This is a genomic window from Paenalcaligenes suwonensis (assembly GCF_011290505.1).
Classification (GTDB): domain Bacteria; phylum Pseudomonadota; class Gammaproteobacteria; order Burkholderiales; family Burkholderiaceae_B; genus Paenalcaligenes; species Paenalcaligenes suwonensis.
Window position 1 is genome coordinate 25,803 of record NZ_JAANPV010000011.1, and the last position, 22,576, is coordinate 48,378.

The 22,576-nt window shown below is 50.7% G+C and carries 19 protein-coding genes; 17 read left to right on the plus strand and 2 right to left on the minus strand.

Features of this window, described 5'->3' with window-relative positions; all coding sequences use genetic code 11:
* Position 1: 1 nt before the first annotated feature.
* The 3 genes from pbpC (at position 2) to GY634_RS15205 (ending at position 4,292) form a co-directional block, all read left to right on the plus strand.
* Entirely contained in the window at positions 2–2,155 is a 2,154-nt protein-coding gene (pbpC, locus tag GY634_RS15195; protein ID WP_242683725.1) for a penicillin-binding protein 1C, read from the plus strand.
* A gap of 71 nt (positions 2,156–2,226) precedes the next feature.
* The gene (locus GY634_RS15200) at positions 2,227–2,820 is read left to right on the plus strand and encodes a hypothetical protein (RefSeq protein WP_166409576.1); all 594 of its coding nucleotides are present in this window, start codon (positions 2,227–2,229) and stop codon (positions 2,818–2,820) included.
* A gap of 179 nt (positions 2,821–2,999) precedes the next feature.
* Positions 3,000–4,292: an aspartate carbamoyltransferase gene (locus tag GY634_RS15205; RefSeq protein ID WP_166409655.1), complete on the plus strand. Its 1,293-nt coding sequence runs from the start codon at positions 3,000–3,002 to the stop codon at positions 4,290–4,292.
* Between the two features lie 46 nt (positions 4,293–4,338).
* On the opposite strand, the gene GY634_RS15210 is transcribed toward GY634_RS15205, so the two are convergent.
* Entirely contained in the window at positions 4,339–5,241 is a 903-nt protein-coding gene (locus GY634_RS15210) for a recombination-associated protein RdgC (RefSeq protein ID WP_166409577.1), read from the minus strand.
* A 355-nt stretch (positions 5,242–5,596) separates the two neighbouring features.
* Between GY634_RS15210 and recA the strand changes: the two genes are divergently transcribed.
* Positions 5,597–6,685: a recombinase RecA gene (gene recA / locus GY634_RS15215; RefSeq protein ID WP_166409578.1), complete on the plus strand. Its 1,089-nt coding sequence runs from the start codon at positions 5,597–5,599 to the stop codon at positions 6,683–6,685.
* A complete protein-coding gene (gene recX, locus GY634_RS15220; protein ID WP_166409579.1) occupies positions 6,685–7,218 on the plus strand; it encodes a recombination regulator RecX in 534 nt (177 codons plus the stop codon). The genes recA and recX overlap by 1 nt, the downstream gene beginning before the upstream one ends.
* Here recX and GY634_RS15225 read toward each other — a convergent pair.
* On the minus strand, positions 7,215–8,144 hold the full coding sequence (locus tag GY634_RS15225) for a LysR family transcriptional regulator (protein ID WP_166409580.1): 930 nt from the start codon (positions 8,142–8,144) through the stop codon (positions 7,215–7,217). The genes recX and GY634_RS15225 overlap by 4 nt on opposite strands.
* A gap of 135 nt (positions 8,145–8,279) precedes the next feature.
* Between GY634_RS15225 and metE the strand changes: the two genes are divergently transcribed.
* The 12 genes from metE (at position 8,280) to GY634_RS15280 (ending at position 22,560) form a co-directional block, all read left to right on the plus strand.
* A complete protein-coding gene (metE, locus tag GY634_RS15230; RefSeq protein WP_166409581.1) occupies positions 8,280–10,574 on the plus strand; it encodes a 5-methyltetrahydropteroyltriglutamate--homocysteine S-methyltransferase in 2,295 nt (764 codons plus the stop codon).
* A 184-nt stretch (positions 10,575–10,758) separates the two neighbouring features.
* Positions 10,759–12,417, plus strand: a complete 1,659-nt coding sequence (locus GY634_RS15235; protein WP_341352834.1) for a methyl-accepting chemotaxis protein — start codon at positions 10,759–10,761, stop codon at positions 12,415–12,417.
* A 307-nt stretch (positions 12,418–12,724) separates the two neighbouring features.
* The gene (locus tag GY634_RS15240) at positions 12,725–13,975 is read left to right on the plus strand and encodes a pyridoxal phosphate-dependent aminotransferase (RefSeq protein WP_166409583.1); all 1,251 of its coding nucleotides are present in this window, start codon (positions 12,725–12,727) and stop codon (positions 13,973–13,975) included.
* A gap of 197 nt (positions 13,976–14,172) precedes the next feature.
* A complete protein-coding gene (locus tag GY634_RS15245; protein ID WP_166409584.1) occupies positions 14,173–14,763 on the plus strand; it encodes a DUF2889 domain-containing protein in 591 nt (196 codons plus the stop codon).
* A 61-nt stretch (positions 14,764–14,824) separates the two neighbouring features.
* Positions 14,825–15,985 (plus strand): ADP-forming succinate--CoA ligase subunit beta, encoded by a 1,161-nt coding sequence (sucC, locus tag GY634_RS15250; RefSeq protein WP_135866075.1) that lies wholly within the window; start codon positions 14,825–14,827, stop codon positions 15,983–15,985.
* A gap of 20 nt (positions 15,986–16,005) precedes the next feature.
* Positions 16,006–16,887, plus strand: a complete 882-nt coding sequence (sucD, locus tag GY634_RS15255) for a succinate--CoA ligase subunit alpha (RefSeq protein WP_135866077.1) — start codon at positions 16,006–16,008, stop codon at positions 16,885–16,887.
* Positions 16,888–17,063: 176 nt separating this feature from the next.
* Positions 17,064–17,762 (plus strand): TerC family protein, encoded by a 699-nt coding sequence (locus tag GY634_RS15260; RefSeq protein WP_166409585.1) that lies wholly within the window; start codon positions 17,064–17,066, stop codon positions 17,760–17,762.
* A 12-nt stretch (positions 17,763–17,774) separates the two neighbouring features.
* Entirely contained in the window at positions 17,775–17,900 is a 126-nt protein-coding gene (locus GY634_RS17350) for a hypothetical protein (protein WP_278249052.1), read from the plus strand.
* A gap of 8 nt (positions 17,901–17,908) precedes the next feature.
* Positions 17,909–18,853 (plus strand): hydroxymethylbilane synthase, encoded by a 945-nt coding sequence (hemC, locus tag GY634_RS15265; RefSeq protein WP_166409586.1) that lies wholly within the window; start codon positions 17,909–17,911, stop codon positions 18,851–18,853.
* A gap of 3 nt (positions 18,854–18,856) precedes the next feature.
* The gene (locus GY634_RS15270; protein WP_166409587.1) at positions 18,857–19,672 is read left to right on the plus strand and encodes a uroporphyrinogen-III synthase; all 816 of its coding nucleotides are present in this window, start codon (positions 18,857–18,859) and stop codon (positions 19,670–19,672) included.
* A 17-nt stretch (positions 19,673–19,689) separates the two neighbouring features.
* Positions 19,690–21,054 carry a uroporphyrinogen-III C-methyltransferase gene (locus GY634_RS15275; protein ID WP_166409588.1) on the plus strand — a complete coding sequence of 455 codons (1,365 nt, stop codon included), beginning with the start codon at positions 19,690–19,692 and terminating at the stop codon, positions 21,052–21,054.
* A 3-nt stretch (positions 21,055–21,057) separates the two neighbouring features.
* On the plus strand, positions 21,058–22,560 hold the full coding sequence (locus GY634_RS15280; protein WP_166409589.1) for a heme biosynthesis HemY N-terminal domain-containing protein: 1,503 nt from the start codon (positions 21,058–21,060) through the stop codon (positions 22,558–22,560).
* Positions 22,561–22,576: the final 16 nt, after the last annotated feature.

Consider the following 22,576-nt stretch of genomic DNA (forward strand, 5'->3'; position numbering starts at 1 on the left):
GGTGAAAAAACGCGTTTTATGGATGGTAGGGGTAAGCGCTGTACTGCTGTCAACCAGCAGTACAGCGCGTTATCCTGACCTGCAGGAATTGCGGGAACAAAACCCAGCCTCCGAGCTGGTGGTGCAAGATAGGGCGGGCGTTCCGCTGCAAGCACTGCGCGTGAATTTCCAGCAGCGCCGTGGTGATTGGCTACCTTTATCGCAGATTTCTCCCGCTTTGCAGCGCGCTGTGCTGGCCTCTGAAGACCAGCGGTTTTTTGAGCATGGCGGGGTGGATTGGTTAGCGGTGGCGAATGCCGCGTGGGATCAATTGTGGGATCAGCGTGTGCATAGAGGAGCGTCTACGCTGTCCATGCAGTTAGCCGACTTAATGGGCTTAAGCGAGCGACCAAGCGTGCAGCGTCGTTCGTGGCAGGGCAAGCTGGATCAAGCCTATGCGGCGTATCAGCTAGAGTCTTTATTTACCAAAGCAGAAATTCTTGAGGCTTACCTAAATCTAGCGCCGTTTAGGGGTGAGCTAGTGGGCATAGATGCCGTGGCTCGTGTGCTGTTTCAAAAGCAAGCTAGCGCCTTAAATAGTAGTGAAGCAGCCTTGGCCTCTGTTATGCTGCGAGCGCCTAATGCGTCAGCGTCTGTGTTGCAGCAGCGTGCCTGCGCATTGTTGTTGAGTATGGGTAGGGCAGAACAATGTGGCTCGTTAGGCTACGTGTTGGCGGCAGCACTATCCAGAATGCAGGCGCCTATGTGGGATCAGCCGCAGTCTGCTCGCCATTATGCGCGGCTTTTGCAGAATCAAGGGCTGACTACCGACGTATCACAGATCAGAAGTAGTCTAGATGCCTCCTTGCAAGCACAAGCGAATAGGGCTGTAGATAGCACACTGCAAACCTTAAATGTGGCGCGCGTAAGTGATGCGGCAGTGGTGGTGTTGGATAACCATAGCGGGGAAGTGCTGGCCTATGTAGGGGCCAGTGCAGGCTCTTCGGCGCTGGAGGTGGATCATGCGCGAGCAAGGCGTCAAGCAGGTTCTACCTTAAAGCCCTTCTTATATGCTCAAGCCATTGGCGAAAAGCGCTTAACGGCCGCATCACTGTTGGATGATTCCCCCTTAAATCTGGCGACGGCTAGTGGGCTTTATGTTCCCCAGAATTATGATCAGCAATTTTCAGGCTGGGTGAGTGTGCGTACGGCACTGGCATCATCACTTAATATTCCTACCGTGCGTACGTTGGAAATGGTACAGGTGGAAAGCTTTGCGAACCGTTTACGTGCTTTGGGTTTGCCGTTAGATAAAGCCACAGAACATTATGGTTTCAGTTTAGCGCTGGGCAGTGCTGATGTGGATTTGTTATCGTTAACCAATGCCTACAGAGCGCTGGCAAATGGCGGTTGTTATAGTCCTGTGCGTTTTGTGCCTAGCGAGGCTGCGGCCCCCCTGAACTGCGAGCCGGTTTTAGCGGCAGATGCGAGTTGGGTGGTTGCAGATATATTGGCTGATAGGCAAGCGAGGTCCTACACCTTTGGGTTAGACAGTGCGTTAAGCCTACCTTTCTGGGCAGCCGTAAAAACAGGCACCAGTAAAGATATGCGTGATAACTGGGCTATAGGTTTTAGTGATCGTTACACCGTAGGAGTATGGGTAGGTAATAGCGATGGTTCGCCTATGCGTAATGTGTCTGGTGTAACGGGGGCAGCACCTATCTGGCATAGCATGATGCGGGCTTTGCACGATAATAATTTATCCATACCGCCTGAGATGCCTGCAGGTGTGGTGGCGCGAGTGATACATTTTGAGGGTGTACCGGAAGCGGATCGTACCGAGTACTTTTTGGCGGGTACAGAGCAAGAAACAATTCGCTTGGCGACGACAAACACAACTGTTGTTCAGCAAGGGCGGGCGCGCATAGTGTCGCCTGCATCGGGCAGTATTTTGGCCTTTGATCCAGATATCCCCAGGCAGCATCAATTGTTGCCATTACGCGCTAGGGGAGGGAGTCAGCTTTATTGGCGTGTAAATGGTCGAGATTTTGACCGTGGTTCAGAAGTATGGTGGCCTGTACAACCCGGTAGGGTTACAGTGGAATTGTTGGATTCGGAGGGTGTCGTGCAAGATACGGTTACACTGCAAATTCGCGCGCCCATTAATCAGAATTAACATTTAATCATGTTAGGTAACGTAGTATGCTGCTACACTCCCGACATATATTTACTTAGAGAGGAAAAGCCATGTCCGTGAAGCTCTGGATGAGCCGTACCCTTGCTCCAATTGGTTTGTTGGCGTTGGCTGCGTGCCAAACTGTACCGCAGAAAACGGATGCAGACGCTAATGCACCTACTGCCCCAACTGCGACAGCGCCAGCGGCGTCAGGTCAGCAGCCAGCGGGTGGTGCGCAGGAGCAAAATGCACAGCAGATGTCCCCAGTACTGATTTTCCTTGCTGATACACAACCTCGTGAAGGTTGGGTAACAGTACAAATTGGTGAAAACAGTAATCTGTATCTAGAGCCTGAAGCCTTTTTGGCCTTGGAAGACTTTGTAGGTGTAGAAGCTGGTCGTAGTGAGGCTGGTGATGGCCTGTTGGCATTGGATATGAGCGAGCAAGCGATTGCTACGACTACTCGAGTCACATCCGCCAACCCAGGTAAACGTCTGGCACTGGTAGTTGATGGCACCTTGTTGGCTGTTCCTGGCTATTCCGAGCCTATTACCAGCAGCCGTTTGGTATTTATGGTGGGTAGCGAACAAAACGCAGTAACTGCCGCACGCATTATTGCTGGCGATGCAGCACCTGCTCCTACACAAGCTCCAGCCCGCAAATAACAGGTTGTAGTTCTGTAGTAGTAACAACGCCCCGATGGTGTATAGACGCCACTCGGGGCGTTGTGCTATCTGGGCTGTTTGTTTCCACCTACAAAAAACAATGCTCATGTAAAAAACGCTTGTTCCTTCGTCGTTTGGTTATAAAATGTGCGCATTGCGTATAGTTAATGGAGCTCATGATGGCCGTTTCTCAACAAGTGTTTTTGCGCGATGCCATGCGTCGTCTGAATTTAACCAGAGATGTATTTGCAGCCCGTGTGGGTGTAAAGCGCCGTGCATTGGATACCTGGTTGTTGCCAGAAGGGTCGCAAGAGTTCCGATCTATGCCTGAAGTGGTGCTGCGTTTCGTGACAGAAATTGTAGAAAACGAATCACTGCTGAATAAATATGCGCAGAGCGTACAGTCAGGCCCATTGCGTGACCGTATTGCAGTAGGTGGCAAGCACCAATTGCTGTCGGTAGAACAGTTTGGGCGTGAATCAGTGGAAGAGCTGTTTCGCGTTGCTGACTTAATGCAGCCTATTGCTAGACGTCAAAAAGTATCCCGCGTGTTAGAAGGTGCGGTGCTAGGTAACCTGTTTTTTGAAGCCAGTACGCGAACACGTGTGAGTTTTGGTGCGGCATTTTGCCGTTTAGGTGGGTCGGTATGTGACACCACCGGTTTTACCTTCTCTTCCATGGCAAAGGGTGAGTCTATTTACGACACCAGCCGTGTAATGAGTGGTTATGTGGATGCGATGGTGATTCGTCACCCAGAGCAAGGTTCGGTGGCTGAGTTTGCACGTGCTACCAATATTCCTGTGGTGAACGGTGGTGATGGTGCGGGTGAGCACCCTAGCCAAGCATTGCTGGATTTGTACACCATTCTGACCGAGTTTTCGCGCTTGGGTAAATTGCTGGATGGCGCGCATATCGTCATGACGGGTGATTTGAAATACGGCCGTACTGTGCACTCGTTGTTGAAGTTGTTGGCGTTGTACCGTGGCTTGAAGTTCACGTTGATTTCCCCGCTGGGCTTAGAGATGCCAGAGGACATCATTGAGCATGTGGCGAAGTTGAGCAATCACGTCATCGAACAGTCGCACGATTTAGCGGATGTAAAAGGTGCTGATGTGATTTACGCTACACGTGTACAGAAAGAGCGTTTCTCAGACGAGCAGCTTGAAGGCTATACCGCAGACTTTCAAGTGTCCAAAGCACTGATCGATCAGTATTGCGATGAAAACGTGATTGTGATGCACCCACTGCCTAGAGACAGCCGCGAAGGAGCGCATGACTTAAGCGTGGATCTCAACGACGACCCAAGGCTCGCTATTTTCCGTCAAGCGGATAACGGTATTCCGGTGCGTATGGCGATTTTTGCTGTGTTACTGGGGGTAGAGAACTTGGTGCAGCACTCTATGCGTGATGTGACGTGGAATCCTCCTTCCCACATTGGGCCAGAGGATGCCGTTTTTCACGGTATGTACTAAACAAAAAGGGCACCTACTGGTGCCCTTTTTTAATCTAGCAAGGTGCTTAAACGACTTTCTTTTCGCCACCTAGGGCGTTGAGTAAATCATCAAACAGTTTTGTTAACTCAGCAGTCATGAGGGTCATGTCTGAGTTGAACAATTCAGCCTCATCGCCTGCCATCACTTCGTTTTGTTCTTTCAGTACATCCAAAGGCGCTACACGTTTAAGCTCAAGGCCGTCGGTCAGTACAAACGAAATGCGATCATCCCAAGTGAGTGCCAAACGTGTGCATTGTTTGCCGGACTCAATATGGCGACGCAGTTCGTCTGGTTCAGCGCTATGACGCACGTAGCGCACCACAGCACGGCTTTCACTGGTAGAGCGCAGTTCGGTATCTTGGTCGATACTGAAATTAGCAGGGGCTTCGTCTTCCAGTAGCCAAGAGGTCATGGCGGAGCCTGGAGAGAGCTCGGTGTACAGCGGCAACACAGGGAAGGGGTTCAGGCTTTTCGCCAGTAACCCCATGACTTCGTCACCCGTTGCAGCCGATGCGGCATCTACCACCAGCCACAGGTTTTTGGAGTCAATCCAGATACGGGTATCACGGGCGATGCTGAACGCACGAGGCATTAGCTCGGTGATCACCTGCTCTTTGATTTCTTGCATTTGTTTGCGGCCAGGCTTGTAGCCTTGTTCGGCTTCTAGATCGCGGGCTTTGGCACGCGCTACCTGATTAATCACCGTACTGGGCAGTAGTTTTTTCTCGCTACGTAGGCAAATTAAGAACTGGTCATTTAATGCATGTACCAAGCCTTCGCCTTCGCGTGGCGCAACCCAACCTAAGCTCAGAGGATCTTGGCTAGTACCGGGCTGAAAAGCATGTTCTTGCAGTGCTGCTTCTAGCGTGTCTGCAGTGTAGTCCCACTCGGGGGAGAGGCGGAAAATTCGTAGATTTTTAAACCACATGTGCAAGTGTCTTTGTTGAGAAAGTAATGCCTGCTATGGGTGCAGGTTAATGAATGAGATGAATGGATTGTACGCGTATTTTTCAGGCTGTTAGGTGAAAAAGTCCACGCATAGGCATAAAGAGCGGGCTTGTGTTTTAATGGCTGATTTCGTGATTAGGCGCTGATAGCGCCTTGTCTATACGTAAAATATCGCAGGGCTTAGCGCTGTGTATAGCGTACGCACCGCCAGCACAAGCTTGTATGCTGCAACAGAAATACAGACTGTATTAGCTGTGGTGAAATACTGGATATCTGTTTATTTATACAGTATAATATTTTTTTGAATTTCATGCCTCTCTTTGAAGGATACCCCCATGGACGATAAGCGCAGTAAAGCGGTATCGGCAGAACGCGCCAAAGCGTTGGCAGCCGCCTTGTCTCAAATCGAAAAACAATTCGGCAAAGGCTCGGTCATGCGTTATGGCGATAACCAGATTGAGCACGACATTCAGGTTTGTTCTACCGGCTCATTGGGCTTGGATTTGGCGCTAGGCGTAGGTGGCTTGCCACGTGGCCGTGTGATCGAAGTCTATGGGCCAGAATCCTCCGGTAAAACCACCTTAACCTTGCAAGTGATTGCTGAAATGCAAAAGCTGGGTGGTACATGTGCATTCGTCGACGCCGAGCATGCTCTGGATGTGCAATATGCCTCTAAGTTGGGCGTAAACCTAAGCGACCTGCTTATTTCTCAGCCAGATACTGGCGAACAAGCCTTGGAAATTACCGAAGCGCTGGTTCGTTCCGGTTCGGTAGATTTGATTGTGGTTGACTCGGTTGCCGCATTAACGCCTAAAGCCGAAATCGAAGGCGATATGGGCGACTCCTTGCCCGGTTTGCAAGCACGCTTAATGAGCCAAGCACTACGTAAGTTGACCGCGACTATTAAGCGCGCTAACTGCATGGTGATCTTCATTAACCAGATCCGTATGAAAATCGGCGTGATGTTCGGTAACCCCGAAACCACAACAGGTGGTAATGCGCTGAAATTCTACGCCTCAGTGCGTATGGATATTCGCCGTATTGGTTCCATCAAACGTGGCGACGAAGTGGTAGGTAACGAAACCCGTGTGAAAGTGGTGAAAAACAAAGTGGCGCCACCGTTCAAACAGGCTGAGTTCGACATCATGTACGGTGGTGGTATTTCCCGCGAGGGCGAGATCATCGACTTGGGCGTACAAGCAGGTATTTTGGATAGAGCTGGTGCATGGTACAGCTACGGTAGTACGCGTATTGGCCAAGGTAAAGATAATGCACGTGATTTCTTGCGTGAAAATCCAGCCATGGCTCGTGAAATTGAAAACAAAGTACGCGAGAAATTTGGCGTAGCACAAGTTGCTGTGACCGAGTTTGTACCTACAGAGGAAGAAGCTGCTGAAGGTACTGCCGAGCCAGATGCCGAGTAATGTCTGACTGGGACGACGAGTTCGAAACGGACCCCGCTGAGCGCGCCGAACGTGCACAACGTAAGGAGCCTCAGGGGCCGTCCCTGAAAGCACGCGCTATAGATTTTCTTTCTAGGCGCGAGCACTCTAGGCTAGAGCTGCAACGTAAGTTAGCACGCCATAGCCAAGACCCCGATGAAATCACCGAGCTTTTAGATCTACTTGAGCGTGAAAAGTGGCTGTCCAACACGCGTTTTGCTCAAAGCTTGGTCAGTAGGCGCGCCTCTAAACATGGTACGCAACGCATCGTACAAGAATTAAAACAAAGCGGTGTGGCCCAAGAAGACATCACCTTACTTGCCGAGGAACTACGCGGAACCGAGTTCGAGCGAGCGGTAGAGGTGTGGTTTAGAAAGTTTGGTCATCTTCCCGAAGACCAAAAAGCCTATGCCAAACAAGCCCGCTTTTTAGTCTCTAGAGGCTTTGCGCTCAACACCCTACATCGCATTTTAGATGCAGTGAAAGCGGGTGATATAGACCTAGACGAGTACTAGAAACTTACTGGGTAGGCTTCTTCTATATTGTGTAGTGTGGCAAAGCAGGTTTTTCTGGCCTGTGTTAAGAACGCTTGTATGTAATCTGAGTCGTGATCTTCATCACGCACGGCGGCATATAAATTGCGCCATATCCCATGTTCTCCCAGCTTACTCGTACGCAGCCAACCTGAATGCGTGAACTCAGACAATGCCCAGTTGGGCAGGGCGGTTACCCCTCGGTGGCTAGCGACTAGCTGCATGATCATGGGGGTTAATTCTGCTTGCCGTATATGTAAAGGTTCTACATCGGCGGGGTCAAGGAATTGCGTAAAAATATCTAACCTATTGCGCTCAACAGGGTAGCTAATCAGTGTTTGGTCGCTAAGCTGCGTGGGCACTACATAGCGATACTGCGCTAAGGGGTGGCCAGAGCTGACGGCGAGCACCAACTCGTATCTAAACAGCGGCACGTAATTCACGCCCGGCAAATCTTTGGGGTCAGAGGTAATTACCACATCCAAATCACCGCGTAGCAGCGCGGGTAAGGGCGCAAAGGAAAAGGCTGCCGATAGGTCTAGGCTAACGTCAGGCCAGTCTTGTCTGAACGTATCTAGTGCCGGCATCAACCACTGAAAACACGAGTGGCAATCAATGGCTACGTGTAGTCGGCCTGTGCGACCTGACGATAAGCGTTGCAGTTCACGTTCGGTGTTTTTAATGCGGGGTAAAACATCGTCAGCCAAACTCACAATGCGTAGGGCTGCAGTGGTTAAGCGGGCAGGGCGGGTACGGCGATTAAGCAGTTTAAGCTTGAGTCTAACTTCCAGATCACGAATTTGGTGTGATAAGGCCGATTGGGTGACATAAAGCCGTTCGGCGGCTTCTTGCAAGCTTCCTGTGTCGCGTATGGCGCAAAGCGTTTCCAGGTGACGTATCTCAAGCATGGCAGTGGTAAACAGTAAACATGAAAATTTCTCATTCTAATGATGCTGTATTTGATTTTTTTTCATTGAATTGTACAGGCACAATGCATGGGTTGACGAATTTTTACTGCAAACACGACTATGGGTAGGCATCAAATGACAGTGATTCATAACTTGGGTTTTCCTCGTATTGGTAAACAGCGCGAGCTGAAACGTGCTGTGGAAGCATATTGGGCAAATGAGCTGTCTCAAGAGGCTTTGCTGCAAACAGGTAAAGAACTACGCGCACGCCATTGGGCATTGCAAAAAGCAGCGGGCGTAGATTTGATCCCTGTGGGTGACTTCGCATGGTATGACCAGATTTTGGAATGGACATGCTTGTTGGGGGCTGTGCCTGCACGTTTTGAACACGCAGCAGCAGCGGAGGTGGATGTGGACACCTTGTTTAGAATGGCACGTGGTCGTGCCCCGCAAGGTAAGCCCGCCGCGGCATGTGAGATGACCAAATGGTTTGATACCAACTATCACTACATCGTCCCTGAGATTGCCCCAGGGCAACGCTTCCGTGTGGCCCGTACAGCATTGTTAGAGCAAATAGAAGAAGCGATTGAGCAAGGCTATAGCGTTAAACCTGTGATTCCAGGTCCCTTAACATGGCTGTGGTTGGCCAAAGGCGAGGCCTACACTGAAGGCGCCGCGGATGCGGCTAAGCTGGAATTGCTGTCGGCGTTGGTACCGGTGTACCAAGAGGTGTTGGCACGCATTAATGCCTTGGGTGTGGAATGGGTGCAAATTGATGAACCCATTTTGGCGGTGGATTTGCCTACAGAATGGCGTGATGCGTTCAAAGCGGTATATGCCTCGTTAGAGCGTAGCGGTGTACGTATATTGCTCGCTACGTACTTTGATGGCTTGCGCGATAACGTGTCGGTATTACAGGGCTTGCCTGTGGCTGGTGTGCATATTGATGCAGTGCGTGCGCCCGAGCAAATTGACACTGTGCGTGCACAGTTGTCCAGCGGGCAAGTGTTGTCCGTGGGCGTAATTAATGGTCGCAACATTTGGCGTACCGATTTAGATAAGGCGGCTGCCGTACTTAAGCCCTTAAAAGCAGAGCTGGGCGAGCGGTTGTGGTTGGCCCCTTCGTGTTCGCTATTGCACGTGCCGGTAGACCTAGAGAGTGAAGAAGGCTTAGATGCGGAACTCTACAGTTGGTTGTCGTTTGCGACGCAAAAGCTGCAAGAGTTGCAGTGGTTGAGAGCGCTGGTGGACGGCAATGCGGATGACGCTCTTGAGGCTAATGTGCTTGCACAGCGCCATGCACTGCTTACGCGTGCGCAGTCATCACGTACGCATAATCCCAAGGTAGCAGCGAGTGTAGAAAAGCTGGCGACACTGAAACGTGATCGTGAGCCTTTTGCGACGCGTATCGCGGCTCAACAAGCACGTCTGAATTTACCTGCATTTCCGACGACAACTATAGGTTCGTTCCCACAAACCCAAGAAATACGTAAGTTGCGCAGTGAATGGCGTTCGGGCGCATTAAGTGACACTGCATATGAAAAAGAGATACGAGCAGAGATTGAGCGCGTTATTCGTTTTCAAGAAGAGGTGGGCTTAGATGTGTTGGTGCATGGCGAAGCCGAGCGTAACGACATGGTTGAGTATTTTGGTGAGCTATTGGGTGGTTTTGCATTCACTCAAAACGGTTGGGTGCAAAGCTATGGTTCCCGTTGCGTGAAGCCACCTATTATTTTTGGTGATGTATTGCGCCCCATTCCTATGACGGTGGCGTGGTCTGAGTATGCTCAGTCATTGACGACTAAGCCCGTCAAAGGAATGTTAACGGGGCCCGTCACTATGCTGCAGTGGTCTTTTGTGCGTGATGACCAGCCCCGTGCTGACACCTGCAGGCAGTTGGCGTTGGCGCTGCGCGATGAGGTACACGATCTAGAGGCGGCGGGCGTTAAAGTCATTCAGATAGACGAGCCGGCTATACGCGAGGGTTTGCCGCTGCGCAAAGCCGATTGGGAGGCGTACTTGGCGTGGGCGGTGGATTGCTTCCGTATTTCTACCAGCAATATCGCCAGCGACACGCAGATACACACACATATGTGCTATTCCGAGTTTAACGACATCATTCAAGCTATTGCGGCCATGGATGCCGATGTGATCACGATAGAAACCTCACGCTCTAATATGGAACTATTAGAAGCGTTTGAAAACTTTCACTATCCCAATGATATAGGCCCAGGGGTGTACGACATTCACTCGCCGAATATTCCAGATCAAGCGTGGATGGTAGCGTTAATGCGTAAAGCCGCTAAACGTTTACCGGCAGAACGTTTATGGGTGAATCCGGATTGTGGGTTGAAAACCCGAGGCTGGCCAGAAACCACTAAAGCGTTGCAAACCATGGTGGCTGCGGCTAAAGAGCTGCGACTAGCGTAATCGCTTACATTGCATCGTACTTGCTTACGCCATGCGTCTACGCGCATGGCGTTTCTTTATGCTTGAAATTTATGAATAGCGCGTGCTTTTGTCATCAGGTTCGCTGAGTGGTGGGCGATCATTGCGCCTAAGATCAATCTGATGAGCTGGGCATGATTGGTTTTCTTTTGTTGGTAGTACGCGCATGTTTCTAAATAGGTTTAGTTTAATTCGTCGGTTTTGGGTCACCATCTGGGTATTTTGGTGTGTATTTGTCCTAGCCATGGGCGCGGGTATTTGGGGGTTGATACAATCCAAGAAAAGCTTGGAAACTGTGTATCAAACTCGTATGAGTACGATGTCGCAGGTGGACAATATGGTGCGCAACTTTTACAACACCCGACAAAGCGTGTTGTTAGCGTTTCAGCATGACCCCAATGGTCCGTTGCATGCCTTGCATGATCATCCTACGTCTATGCACTTGGATGATGTATGGGTGAATGTAAAGCGTAATGGAGAAATCCGTCAGTGGTTGCTGGAGCGCATACACGATCAAGACGAATTACAGTTATTAGAACAGGCGACCAAAGCCCAAGCCGAGTGGCGAAAAGTGTTGGAGCAAGCCGTAGGTCAGCTTGAAAAAGGCAACTTTGCTCCTGAAGTAATGCAAGCTTTTTTAAAGGGTGGTCGTACCGAGGGCGAGTTGGCGGTGACCGCTTTGCAAGGGTTGCAGTACTACCAAATGGCCCAAGCAGATCAAGAGGTAAAGCATGCTGAGCGACGTTACAACCAAGGGCAGATGCTGTTTGCAGCGATTGCCTTGTTAGGGGCATTGCCCGTAACCATTATTTTGCTGTTGACTCTACGCCGTTTGACCAAAGGGTTTTCCGAGGTAAACGGGGCGGCACAAGCCATTGCTAAGGGTGACTTAAGTCGTTCTGTACATACTGATGGTGAGGACGAAATCACGCAGTTGCTGCAACAAATACGCACCATGCAACATAATTTGCGGCTACTGATTTCACGCATCACGCGTAGTGCGGCGGCGATTTCTGAGGTGACTAACCATGTGGCGGATAGCTCGCTATTGCTGTCCGACAGAACTGATCAGCAAGCAAGCTCATTGCAAGAAACCTCGGCGGCAACAGAGGAGTTAAATAGTACGGTGCATCAGAATGCTGCCAACGCGCAAGAAGCAGAAGATGTGGCGGATCAAGCGGCTGATGCAGCTCGTCGCGGTGGTGAAACGGTAGGTAGTGTGATTTCTACGATGGAGCAAATTTCAGCATCATCACAGAAAATCTCTGACATCGTGGGGATTATTGACAGTATTGCCTTTCAAACTAATATCTTGGCGTTAAATGCTGCGGTAGAGGCCGCGCGAGCAGGTGAGCAAGGTAGAGGCTTTGCTGTGGTGGCGTCTGAGGTGCGAGCGTTGGCGCAACGCTCGTCCAGTGCAGCGCACGAAGTGAAACTGCTAATAGAAAGTTCGGCGCAGATCGTGAGCCACGGTGCGGGTTTAGTGGGTGTGGCGGGCGATACCATGCACGATATCGTGACTAATAACGAGCGTATGTCTACGTTAATACGTGAAATTGCCAGTGCTAGCCAAGAGCAATCGCTGGGCTTAAGCCAGATTAACCAAGCCATTACCCTGATGGACGACACCACACATCAAAACGTGATGCTAGTAGAACAAACTAGCGAGGCTGCTACCGCTTTGCGTACACAGTCAGACGAGTTGGTGGCGTATGTGTCGGCGTTTAAACTGGGCGACACCGTAGAAATGGAGGTGGTCTCCAGTGCCATTGCCGAGCACGAGCATGATGCGGAACAGGTAGAAGCTAGGTTCCACTTATCCTAGCCATAACCTAAAGCCCCATGAAAATCATGGGGCTTTTTCATAGCAACGATGTACAGAAAAATGCCTTTGTAATGGGCAGGGGTTTTCCCAATAGCTGCATCTGATGTATTTAAGCCAAAAAGCCTGTTTTGCACTATTCAGACGGCTGCCAGCTAGTCCTAGTCTGGTGCTATCATTGATTGTTACGCATCGATGGTTACCTAGGACCACATAGCAAGTCATGCCGACCTTGTTATGCGTGGTTTGAGAAGGGTATACCCAGTTGTTGATGCCTTATGACGCACCTATTTTCCAAGGAAAACCGTTCATGAGAACGATCAGTAAATCGAGTAAGTTGGCTCACGTCTTGTATGACATTCGCGGCCCCATTATGGACAGGGCTAAGCAAATGGAAGACGAAGGCCAGCAGCTTATCAAGCTCAATATCGGCAATCTGGCTGTATTTGGCTTTGATGCTCCTGCAGAGATTCAACAGGACATGATCCGTAATCTGCCTAATTCAGCAGGCTACTCCGACAGCAAGGGTATTTTTGCCGCGCGTAAAGCGGTAATGCACTACACCCAAGCACAAGGTGTTGAGGGCGTGACGCTGGAAGATGTTTACTTGGGAAATGGTGCCTCTGATCTGATCGCTATGGCGACTAACGCCTTACTGGATGATGGCGATGAATTGCTGTTGCCTATGCCTGACTACCCGCTGTGGACAGCAGTGACCAGTTTGTCTGGTGGGACGGCAGTTCACTATTTGTGCGATGAAGCTAACGGCTGGATTCCCGATCTGGCGGATATACGTTCCAAAATTAACTCGCGCACCAAAGGTATTGTGGTGATCAATCCGAATAACCCTACTGGGGTGTTGTACTCGGATGAAGTGCTAAAGGGCATTGTAGATATCGCGCGCGAATTCAACTTGGTGATTCTGGCCGACGAAGTCTACGACAAAGTGCTGTATGACGATGTGAAGCATACTGCCTTGGCAAGCTTGGCTCCTGATGTGCTGACGCTAACCTTTAACTCGCTGTCCAAAAGCTATAGGGCATGTGGTTATAGGGCAGGGTGGTTGGTGATCTCTGGCGATAAACAAGCGGGTGCAGACTATATTGAAGGCCTGAATATGTTGGCTAACATGCGTTTGTGTGCCAATGTACCCGGGCAATGGGCGATACAAACGGCTTTGGGTGGTTACCAAAGCATTGCAGACCTCGTGGGTGAGGGCGGACGTTTGCGCCGTCAGCGTGATTTGGCCTATGAGCTGATCACGGCGATTCCTGGGGTCACCTGCGTTAAGCCGCAAGCGGCACTGTATATGTTCCCGCGCCTGGACCCAGAAGTTTACCCTATCAAAGATGACCGCCAATTCTTCTTGCAATTGCTAGAGGCAACACGCGTGCTGCTAGTGCAAGGTACAGGCTTTAACTGGCCGCACCCTGATCACTTCCGTATGGTGTTTTTGCCCCATGAACCAGACCTGCGCGAAGCGATTGATCGCATGGCTAAGTTCTTGGCAGATTACCGCGCTAAACATAGCAAACAGGCTCAAGCTGCTGTAGAAGCTTGATGCACAAAAAATGGGGGCCGCAGTAGGCCCCCATTTCACGTCTGTGAAACAATGTTATGAGGGAATACAGAGGGATCTTCACCAAGCATTGGCTGGGAACCCCTCTGCCTATAAATTTATTGGCCCCATTTTTTATGCCCTACTATTTAGCTGCGGTATACTGGGGCGTTAACCGTTATTTTTACCGTTGGTGAGAGATGGCGCTTCCACCGTCAACCATATCGCGTAGTCCACTACATACCCGTACCTATCATGCACAAGCTTTTGCGCGTGAGGATGGGATGTTAGACATCGAAGCAGAAATCATGGACACCAAAGCCTATGATTTCCCATCGAAAATGTCTGAAAGCGGTGTGCATGAAGCGGGCGACCCTGTGCATCACATGTTGATGCGTGTCACCATCGATAAAAACTATGTCATTCAAGATGTAGTGGCAACGTATGGGGCAGCGCCTTATCGTAACCACTGCACCGGTATTGCAGACGCGTACCGCAAGCTTATAGGATTAAGCTTGGTGAAAGGCTTTAAACGTTCGGTAAGAGAAATTATGTCTCGTACCTCTGGCTGTACACACATGACTGAACTGACGGATATTTTGCCAACCGTTGCAATTCAGTCCATGGTGAAAGAGGCGCGAGCTAAGCAAGATGACGAGCCAGAAGATTCGCAGCAGCGGCCGTTTCAAATTGACGGCTGCCATGCTTTACGAAGCTCTGGCGAAGTAGTCAAAATGTTTTACCCTAAGTGGTACGAGGCAGCAGAACACACAGAAGTTGTACCAGAGTAGTCAACGGTGGTGGATGTAGGCAAAGTTTTTTTTGTGTTTTTTTAAGACTGACAGGTAATCAATGAAAATTCATGAATATCAGGGTAAGGCCCTGCTAAGAAAATACGGAGTAGTGGTTCCCCGCGGAAAACCTGCTTTCTCGGTAGATGAAGCCGTTGCAGTGGCTGAAGAGTTGGGCGGCCCAGTATGGGTTGTTAAAGCTCAGATTCACGCTGGTGGCCGTGGTAAAGGCGGTGGCGTTAAGCTGGCACGCTCCATGGACGAAGTGCGTCAGATCGCTGGCGAGATCTTGGGTATGCAGTTGGTCACACACCAAACTGGTCCTGAAGGTCAGAAAGTACGTCGCTTGCTGGTAGAAGAAGGCGCGGACATCAAAAAAGAATACTACGTTGGTATCGTGACCGACCGTGCTACTCAGCGCGTTGCCGTGATGGCTTCCGCAGAAGGCGGTATGGAAATTGAAGAAGTGGCCGAGCGTAACCCTGACGCCATTTTGAAAGAATTCGTAGACCCAGCAGTTGGCCTGACCAACGAGCAAGCAACGAAGTTGGCTCGTGGTATTGGTGTGCCTGAGGCTTCCATCGAGAAAGCCGTTGCTGAGTTCCAAAAACTGTACCAAGTTTACACTGATACAGATGCAGAATTGGCTGAGATCAACCCACTGATCCTGACAGGCTCAGGCGACATTATCGCTTTGGACGCTAAGTTCAACTTCGATAGCAACGCACTGTTCCGTCACGATGATATTCTTGAGTTCCGCGATCTGGACGAAGAAGATCCTGCTGAAATCGAAGCCAGCAAATTTGACCTGGCCTACATTCAGTTGGACGGCAACATTGGTTGCTTGGTGAACGGCGCTGGTTTGGCGATGGCTACTATGGACACCATCAAGCTGTTTGGCGGCGAACCTGCCAACTTCTTGGACGTAGGTGGTGGCGCTACAGCCGAGAAAGTAACCGAAGCGTTCAAAATCATGTTGGCTAACAAAGACGTTAAAGCCATCCTGGTAAACATTTTCGGCGGCATTATGCGTTGTGACGTTATCGCCGAAGGCGTGATCACAGCATGCAAGGCTGTAAACCTGAACGTACCTCTGGTTGTACGTATGAAAGGTACCAACGAAGAGTTGGGCAAGAAAATGCTGGCTGAATCCGGCTTGCCTATCATCAGTGCCGACACGATGGCTGAAGCAGCCACTAAAGTCGTTGCCGCCGCCAAATAAGTACAGGAAGGGATTTTTCAATGTCGATTCTGATTAATAAAGATACCAAAGTTATTACTCAAGGTATTACAGGTAAAACCGGTCAATTTCACACACGTATGTGTCGTGAATACGGTAACGGTAAAGAAGCGTTTGTAGCTGGCGTGAACCCACGTCGTGCAGGCGAGGACTTTGAAGGTGTGCCTATCTACGCTAACGTGAAAGATGCACGTGATGCGACTGGCGCAACCGTATCGGTTATTTATGTTCCACCAGCAGGTGCTGCTGATGCTATCTGGGAAGCGGTAGACGCTGACCTGGATCTGGTGATCTGCATTACCGAAGGTATTCCTGTTCGCGATATGCTGCGTGTGCGTAACCGTATGCGTGCAGAGAACAAGAAAACCTTGTTGTTGGGCCCTAACTGCCCAGGACTGATCACTCCAGACGAACTGAAAATCGGTATTATGCCTGGCCACATCCACCGTAAAGGTCGTATTGGTGTGGTAAGTCGTTCCGGTACATTGACATACGAAGCTGTTGCTCAGGTAACTGAGTTGGGCTTGGGTCAATCCAGCGCGGTAGGTATCGGTGGCGACCCAATCAACGGTCTGAAACACATCGATGTACTGAAAATGTTCAACGACGATCCAGACACTGATGCCGTTATCATGATCGGCGAGATCGGTGGTCCTGACGAAGTGAACGCTGCTCTGTGGGCTAAGGACAACATGAAAAAGCCAGTTATCGGCTTTATCGCTGGTGTAACTGCGCCTCCCGGAAAACGTATGGGTCACGCTGGTGCGCTGATTTCCGGTGGTGCTGATACTGCAGACGCCAAACTGGAAGTTATGGAAGCTTGCGGTATTCGTACTACTCGCAACCCATCCGAAATGGGCAAGTTGCTGAAGTCCGTACTGTAAGAGCTGTGTGTGCCCAGTTGCGGTAAACTGGGTATAGGCATGCAAAAAGAAGTGCCCTGCATTGCGATGTAGGGCACTTTTTTGATGGGCGAACCATCCATGCGTGATGACCAGGTTTGTAGTGCATTGGGCTGCTACAAACCGGTTATGAGAATGATCTCTACGCTGGAAACTAAATGATCGAGTTCTTCGAAACGCTACATTGGGGAGCGTTGTTTCAGATCGTTTTAATTGATATTTTGCTGGGCGGCGATAATGCCGTTGTCATCGCCTTGGCGTGCAGGAACCTTGACCATAAACAACGCATCAAAGGCATATTGTGGGGTACGGTAGGGGCTATTATCCTGCGCGTACTGCTGATCTTCTTTGCGTTAACCTTGTTAGACATCCCGTTCCTGAAATTGGTAGGGGCGGCCATGTTGTTCTGGATAGGGCTACGGCTGCTCATTCCAGATGAAGGTGGGCATGGCGATGTAAAAGCCGGTAGCAGTGTGTGGTCGGCCGTAAAAACCATTTTGATTGCCGACTTCGTCATGAGTTTGGATAACGTGATCGCCATTGCGGGTGCCGCACAAAACACACAAGCTGATCATCAAATGGCATACGTGATTTTTGGTTTGCTGTTTAGTGTCCCCATTATTATTTGGGGTAGCACGCTGGTATTGAAATTAATTGACCGTTTCCCTGTGCTCATCACGCTGGGCGCTGCCTTGTTGGGGTGGATTGCTGGGGGTATGTTGGTCACCGATATTGCTATTACCCGTTATCTGGGTGATATCTCTTCTACAACGAAGTTGATTGTAGAAGCCTCGGTTGCCGTTATACTGGTCGTATTGGGTAAATGGATGGCAACACGCCAGACAACCACTAGATAAAAGGATGAAATCATGAGTTTTCTACCTGATTCTGATCGTAAAAAACATGAATCTGGCCTGTCCTTATTGCAAGGGCTTGGCATTCTGGCCATATTGGGGATCGTAGGCGCCGCTGTGGCCCGTTACTTTGCTGGGTAGGAGTTGTTTTGTTGGTACCTGAACAGTTGATTATTGCAACACGTGCTAGCCGACTGGCATTGTGGCAAGCCGAGTTTGTACGTGATTCACTGCAAGCGCTGTATCCTACCTGCAAGGTTGAGCTGCTGAGCATGACTACCCGTGGTGACCAAATCCTAGACCGCACCCTGTCTAAGGTAGGTGGTAAAGGGTTGTTCATCAAAGAGCTGGAAGTGGCCTTGCTGGAAGGCAAAGCCCACTTGGCCGTGCATTCATTAAAAGACGTGCCTTTTGATCTGCAAAGCCCTTTTGCTTTGCCTGTGATCATGAAGCGCGAAGACCCACGTGACGCGTTTGTGTCTAACCACTATGCATCGCTGGCAGATTTGCCTGAAGGTGCTGTAGTGGGTACAGCCAGCTTGCGCCGCGAGGCCCAAATACGTGAACGTTACCCGCACCTTGTTATTAAGCCGTTGCGTGGCAATTTAGATACCCGTTTAGGTAAGCTGGATAAAGGCGAATACGACGGTATTATTTTGGCTGCCGCTGGCCTGATTCGTTTGGGTTTGGGTGAGCGTATACGCTCCTTGCTTTCCCCAGAAGACAGCTTGCCCTCAGCAGGCCAAGGTGCTTTGGGTATAGAAATCATGGAAGCAAACAGCGACCTACAGGCGTTGTTGGCACCATTGGCTTGTGCAGAATCTACAGCACGCGCTTTAGCAGAGCGTACGGTATCACGTTTACTGGGCGGCTCTTGCCAAGTACCAATGGCCGCTTACGCTACCATCGACAACGGTCAACTGCATTTGCGTGCATTGGTTGCGGAGCCGGATGGTTCCCGAATCATTCGTGCAGAAGCTACCGGTAAGTCTGAAGACGCCGTGGCACTGGGCACGGAAGTGGCTAATGCTTTATTGGCTGATGGTGCTAAAGACATTTTGTCTAGACTTTCCATTGCCAGTAGCGAGAACTAACGCGTGAGCGAAGGGCGTTTAGCTACCGCCATACTGACTCGACCTAAAGGCCGTAACCAAGCCTTACAGGAGGCCTTGCAGCAGCAAGGCCTACACAGCTTGGTGTTACCCGCACTGGTGTTGGAAGAGCGGCCGGACAGTTTTGATCCCTTATTACACCATCCCGCTAAGTTTGATTTAGTGGTGTGCGTGAGCCGGCTTGCCGCGCAAAGTTACCTGACTATCCTGAAGCAGCACAGTATTGTGTGGCCTGCTCATGTACGCGTGGCAGGAGTGGGGCAGGCGAGTATTGTGCCGTTTCGCGACGAGCACGTGGTATCAGAGCAACTATTGCTGTACCCCGCGAGTGATACGCCGCAAGATTCCGAGGCATTATGGCAAGTGCTGCAGCCGCACCTTTCTAGTGTCTCAACCGTATTGTTGGTGCGTGGTCAGAAAGGTAGGGAGTGGCTGGGGACGGCGTTTGAGGCCGCTGGCAAGCAGGTTCAGCGCTTAACTGCCTATCAACGTCAGCCTGCGATATGGACGGGGGATGCGGTAACGCAACTGCGTGATGCACTCTTGTCTACTCAGTGCTCCATCTTATTTAGCAGTTCAGAAAGTGTTGCAGCGATTTTGGATAACGTATGTCGCCTAGGTTTAGAATCTCATTGGTCTAAGATTGGGGGCGTAGTCATTCACGAACGCATAGGGAAGCGACTACAATCGGAACAAGAGAAGCGGAATTTGGCCCCGTTGCAAAGGCTGCGTTATGCTTCACCTAGTGTGGAGTCCATGTGCGCGGCCTTTAGTGAGCTGGCCTGCGTCAACAAAACGTAATCGGATTACATCTTGCTATGACAGATAAAACAGATAAAACACCTGAAATACATCCGTCTCAGCCCGAGAAGGCAGCTGTGCAGGAAACTCCTGCCGCAGCAGGCGCTGAGAATGCCGGCAAGAAAACCACCCATTTTTCACCCAGTGAAGCTGCCAAGCCAACTGCTAAAAGTAGCAGTGGCAAGCATGGCTTAACGGTGTTGGCAGCAGCCATTGTCTTGGCGCTGGTGGGTGGCGGTGTATGGTATGGCCAGCAACAGCAAAAAGGCTATGTTGATCTAGAGCGCCAACTGCAAGCCAATATTCAAGCCAGCAATAAGGCGGTAGATCAGGTACAGCAAGTGCAGGCGCAATTACGTGACTTGCAACAGAAATACCAGCAGCTACAACGCGAATTAGCCGATAGCCAAGAGCAAACTCAAGACTTGCACCAAGCCTTCCAAACACTAACGGATGCGGGTGGCCAGCAAGCACTCTTGAACGATGTAGAGCACTTGGTGAATTTGGCGCAGCAGCAATTGTTGATTGGCGGTAATGTGAGCAATGCCATTGTCTCCATGGAAACCGCACAAGCACGATTGGCGCGAGCAAACCGACCCACCTTAGCGTCGTTGCAACAAACCATTAATGGCGATTTGCAACGTTTGCGTGCGATTAGCATTGTGGACGTGTCGTCCCTATCGCGCCAACTGGATACCCTACAGCAAGCGTTAAACCGTGCTGTGTTGCTAGCTCCCGATATTGCGGTAGAAGCGAGTGACAATGTTGCACAAGAGGTGGCGATTCCCGAGCCTGTATTCACAGAAGAAACCCCATGGTGGGAACGCTCTGCTAAACAAAGTTGGTACTGGGTAGAGCGTGGGTGGGATGCCTTAACCTACGATTTGGGCGAATTAGTATCAGTGCGTCGTATCGATGATGCCTCCGCCTTATTGCTGTCACCAGAACAAGCCGAACGCTTGCGCGATAATTTGCGCCTGCGTATTACTACAGCGCGTTTGGCTTTGATGACTGGACAACCTTTGGTATGGCAGTCCGAGATGAATGCAGTATTGACGGCTTTGCAGCAGCGCTTCGATATACAAAGCGGTGCGGGTGCCGATGCTCTGCAACTGACACGCAGCTTGCTGGAAACGCCCATTGTGACGCAGTTGCCTACGCTGGATAACAGTCTGCAGGCGCTAGAGTCCATGATGCAAAAAGAAGCCGTCAGTGATGCGGCGAGCGGCGATGACGCTGATGAGCCTACAGAAGCGGGTTCCGAGGCTGTGGAGCAAGAGCAGGCAGGTGAGCAAAGCGAGCCTGCGGCACAACCTGAAGCCGCCCCAGTTAGCGTAACGCGTGCCTCACTGGAAACGCTGGCCCCCCCTTTTCAAGGATAAGTCATGAGAGCCTGGATTTGGACGCTGGTAGTATTAATTGCGGCGGTGACTCTGGCGCTGGTTTTGCGTGAGCACAGCGGTAACGTCGTGGTGTTGGCACCGCCGTATCGTGTGTCGTTTTCCCTGACCTTTGCCGTCATTGCCGCGGTAGTTATTTTTATCGTGCTGTATGTGGCATTGCGCTTCATTAGCTGGATCTCCGGCGGCCCTGAGCGCTTTCGCTCGTGGCGTGGCCGTAGAGCACAAAACCGTGACCGTGCATTGTTGGAAAGCGGTTGGTTAAATGTGCTGGAAGGGCGTTACGACCAAGCGGAAAAAGATCTGACGAAGCTGTTGGCTAAAACACGCTCGCACAGCAGCCGTGTGTTGGCAGGGTTGGCGAGTGCCAGAGCCGCTCACAACCAAGGCGAGTACCAACGGCGTGACGAGCAGTTTAAGCAAGTACAAGATGAAGCGGCTAAAGACGAGCGCTTAAACGTAGCGGCAGCAACGGCAATGGCCGAAATGTGGCTAGACCAAGGTAACCCGCAAGAGGCGGTAGCGTTGTTGCAGCCTTTACAAGATGTGAATGCTCGTTTCTTGCACACTACAAGGTTATTGCTGCGTGCCTATAGACAATTAGGCGAACACGATCAGGTCTACGAACTCACTCGCTTACTGGTTAGACGCAGCGCTATCGGTCGTGAAGACGCCTTAAACGCAATAGAAGAAGCGGCTGCTGCACGTATTAAAGCAGGCGGCATAGAGCAATTTAAAACCGTCTGGGGCGATTTGCGTGCTGACGAGAAAACACTACCAACCGTAGCGTTAGCTGCTGCACAAGTGAAAGCAGAGGCTGATGAATACGACGATGCTGCTCGTATTTTGGAAGCCGCGATTAACGTACGTTTTGAGCCGGCCTTGGTTATGGCATACGCCAACTGCACGCCCGAACATTACGCGCGTCGTTTAAGTAAAGCCGAAGAATGGTTGCGCAAATATCCGAATGATGCCGATTTGTTGGCAGCGTTGGGCCAGTTGTGTTTGACCGGCCAGCTGTGGGGGCAAGGCGAGCACTACTTGAAGCGCAGCATGAAGATTCGCAACGATATGCGTATTCATGCGTTATTGGGTAATTTGTACGATGGCTTAGGCCGTAGCCACGATGCTATGCGCCACTGGCAGCTAGCATCGGCAGTGGTAGTTGGGGCATTGCCTAGCGTACGTACTAACCGTTCCTTGCCTGCGGCTGAAACGCAAGCCGATCCTGAAATCGTAGATACAGCTTTTGCACCGGATGCCGTCATGGCTGATCCTTCTGAGGTACAGCCTATGGCTGCCAGTGCTGCAGACTTTTACTCTGACGATCCAACTAGCCCAACACCGGCAGTTGACGTTACACCCCCATCTTCCACTACATCTGTAGCAAGTACATCTACTGATGATGACGAGTATTTTGACTCGGCCTTGCCACCAGGGGTGGATACCAGCATTATTTCTGACCGCCCTGATCGCAGGGTTGATTAACCATTATTTGAAGGTT

Bases quoted from the DNA above. Each gene is read 5' to 3' on its own strand.
- GY634_RS15200 (WP_166409576.1), top strand. From the start codon at position 2,227: ATGTCCGTGAAGCTCTGGATGAGCCGTACCCTTGCTCCAATTGGTTTG.
- GY634_RS15205 (WP_166409655.1), top strand. From the start codon at position 3,000: ATGGCCGTTTCTCAACAAGTGTTTTTGCGCGATGCCATGCGTCGTCTG.
- GY634_RS15210 (WP_166409577.1), bottom strand. From the start codon at position 5,241: ATGTGGTTTAAAAATCTACGAATTTTCCGCCTCTCCCCCGAGTGGGAC.
- recA (WP_166409578.1), top strand. From the start codon at position 5,597: ATGGACGATAAGCGCAGTAAAGCGGTATCGGCAGAACGCGCCAAAGCG.
- recX (WP_166409579.1), top strand. From the start codon at position 6,685: ATGTCTGACTGGGACGACGAGTTCGAAACGGACCCCGCTGAGCGCGCC.
- GY634_RS15225 (WP_166409580.1), bottom strand. From the start codon at position 8,144: ATGCTTGAGATACGTCACCTGGAAACGCTTTGCGCCATACGCGACACA.
- metE (WP_166409581.1), top strand. From the start codon at position 8,280: ATGACAGTGATTCATAACTTGGGTTTTCCTCGTATTGGTAAACAGCGC.
- GY634_RS15235 (WP_341352834.1), top strand. From the start codon at position 10,759: ATGTTTCTAAATAGGTTTAGTTTAATTCGTCGGTTTTGGGTCACCATC.
- GY634_RS15240 (WP_166409583.1), top strand. From the start codon at position 12,725: ATGAGAACGATCAGTAAATCGAGTAAGTTGGCTCACGTCTTGTATGAC.
- GY634_RS15245 (WP_166409584.1), top strand. From the start codon at position 14,173: ATGGCGCTTCCACCGTCAACCATATCGCGTAGTCCACTACATACCCGT.
- sucC (WP_135866075.1), top strand. From the start codon at position 14,825: ATGAAAATTCATGAATATCAGGGTAAGGCCCTGCTAAGAAAATACGGA.
- sucD (WP_135866077.1), top strand. From the start codon at position 16,006: ATGTCGATTCTGATTAATAAAGATACCAAAGTTATTACTCAAGGTATT.
- GY634_RS15260 (WP_166409585.1), top strand. From the start codon at position 17,064: ATGATCGAGTTCTTCGAAACGCTACATTGGGGAGCGTTGTTTCAGATC.
- GY634_RS17350 (WP_278249052.1), top strand. From the start codon at position 17,775: ATGAGTTTTCTACCTGATTCTGATCGTAAAAAACATGAATCTGGCCTG.
- GY634_RS15275 (WP_166409588.1), top strand. From the start codon at position 19,690: ATGACAGATAAAACAGATAAAACACCTGAAATACATCCGTCTCAGCCC.
- GY634_RS15280 (WP_166409589.1), top strand. From the start codon at position 21,058: ATGAGAGCCTGGATTTGGACGCTGGTAGTATTAATTGCGGCGGTGACT.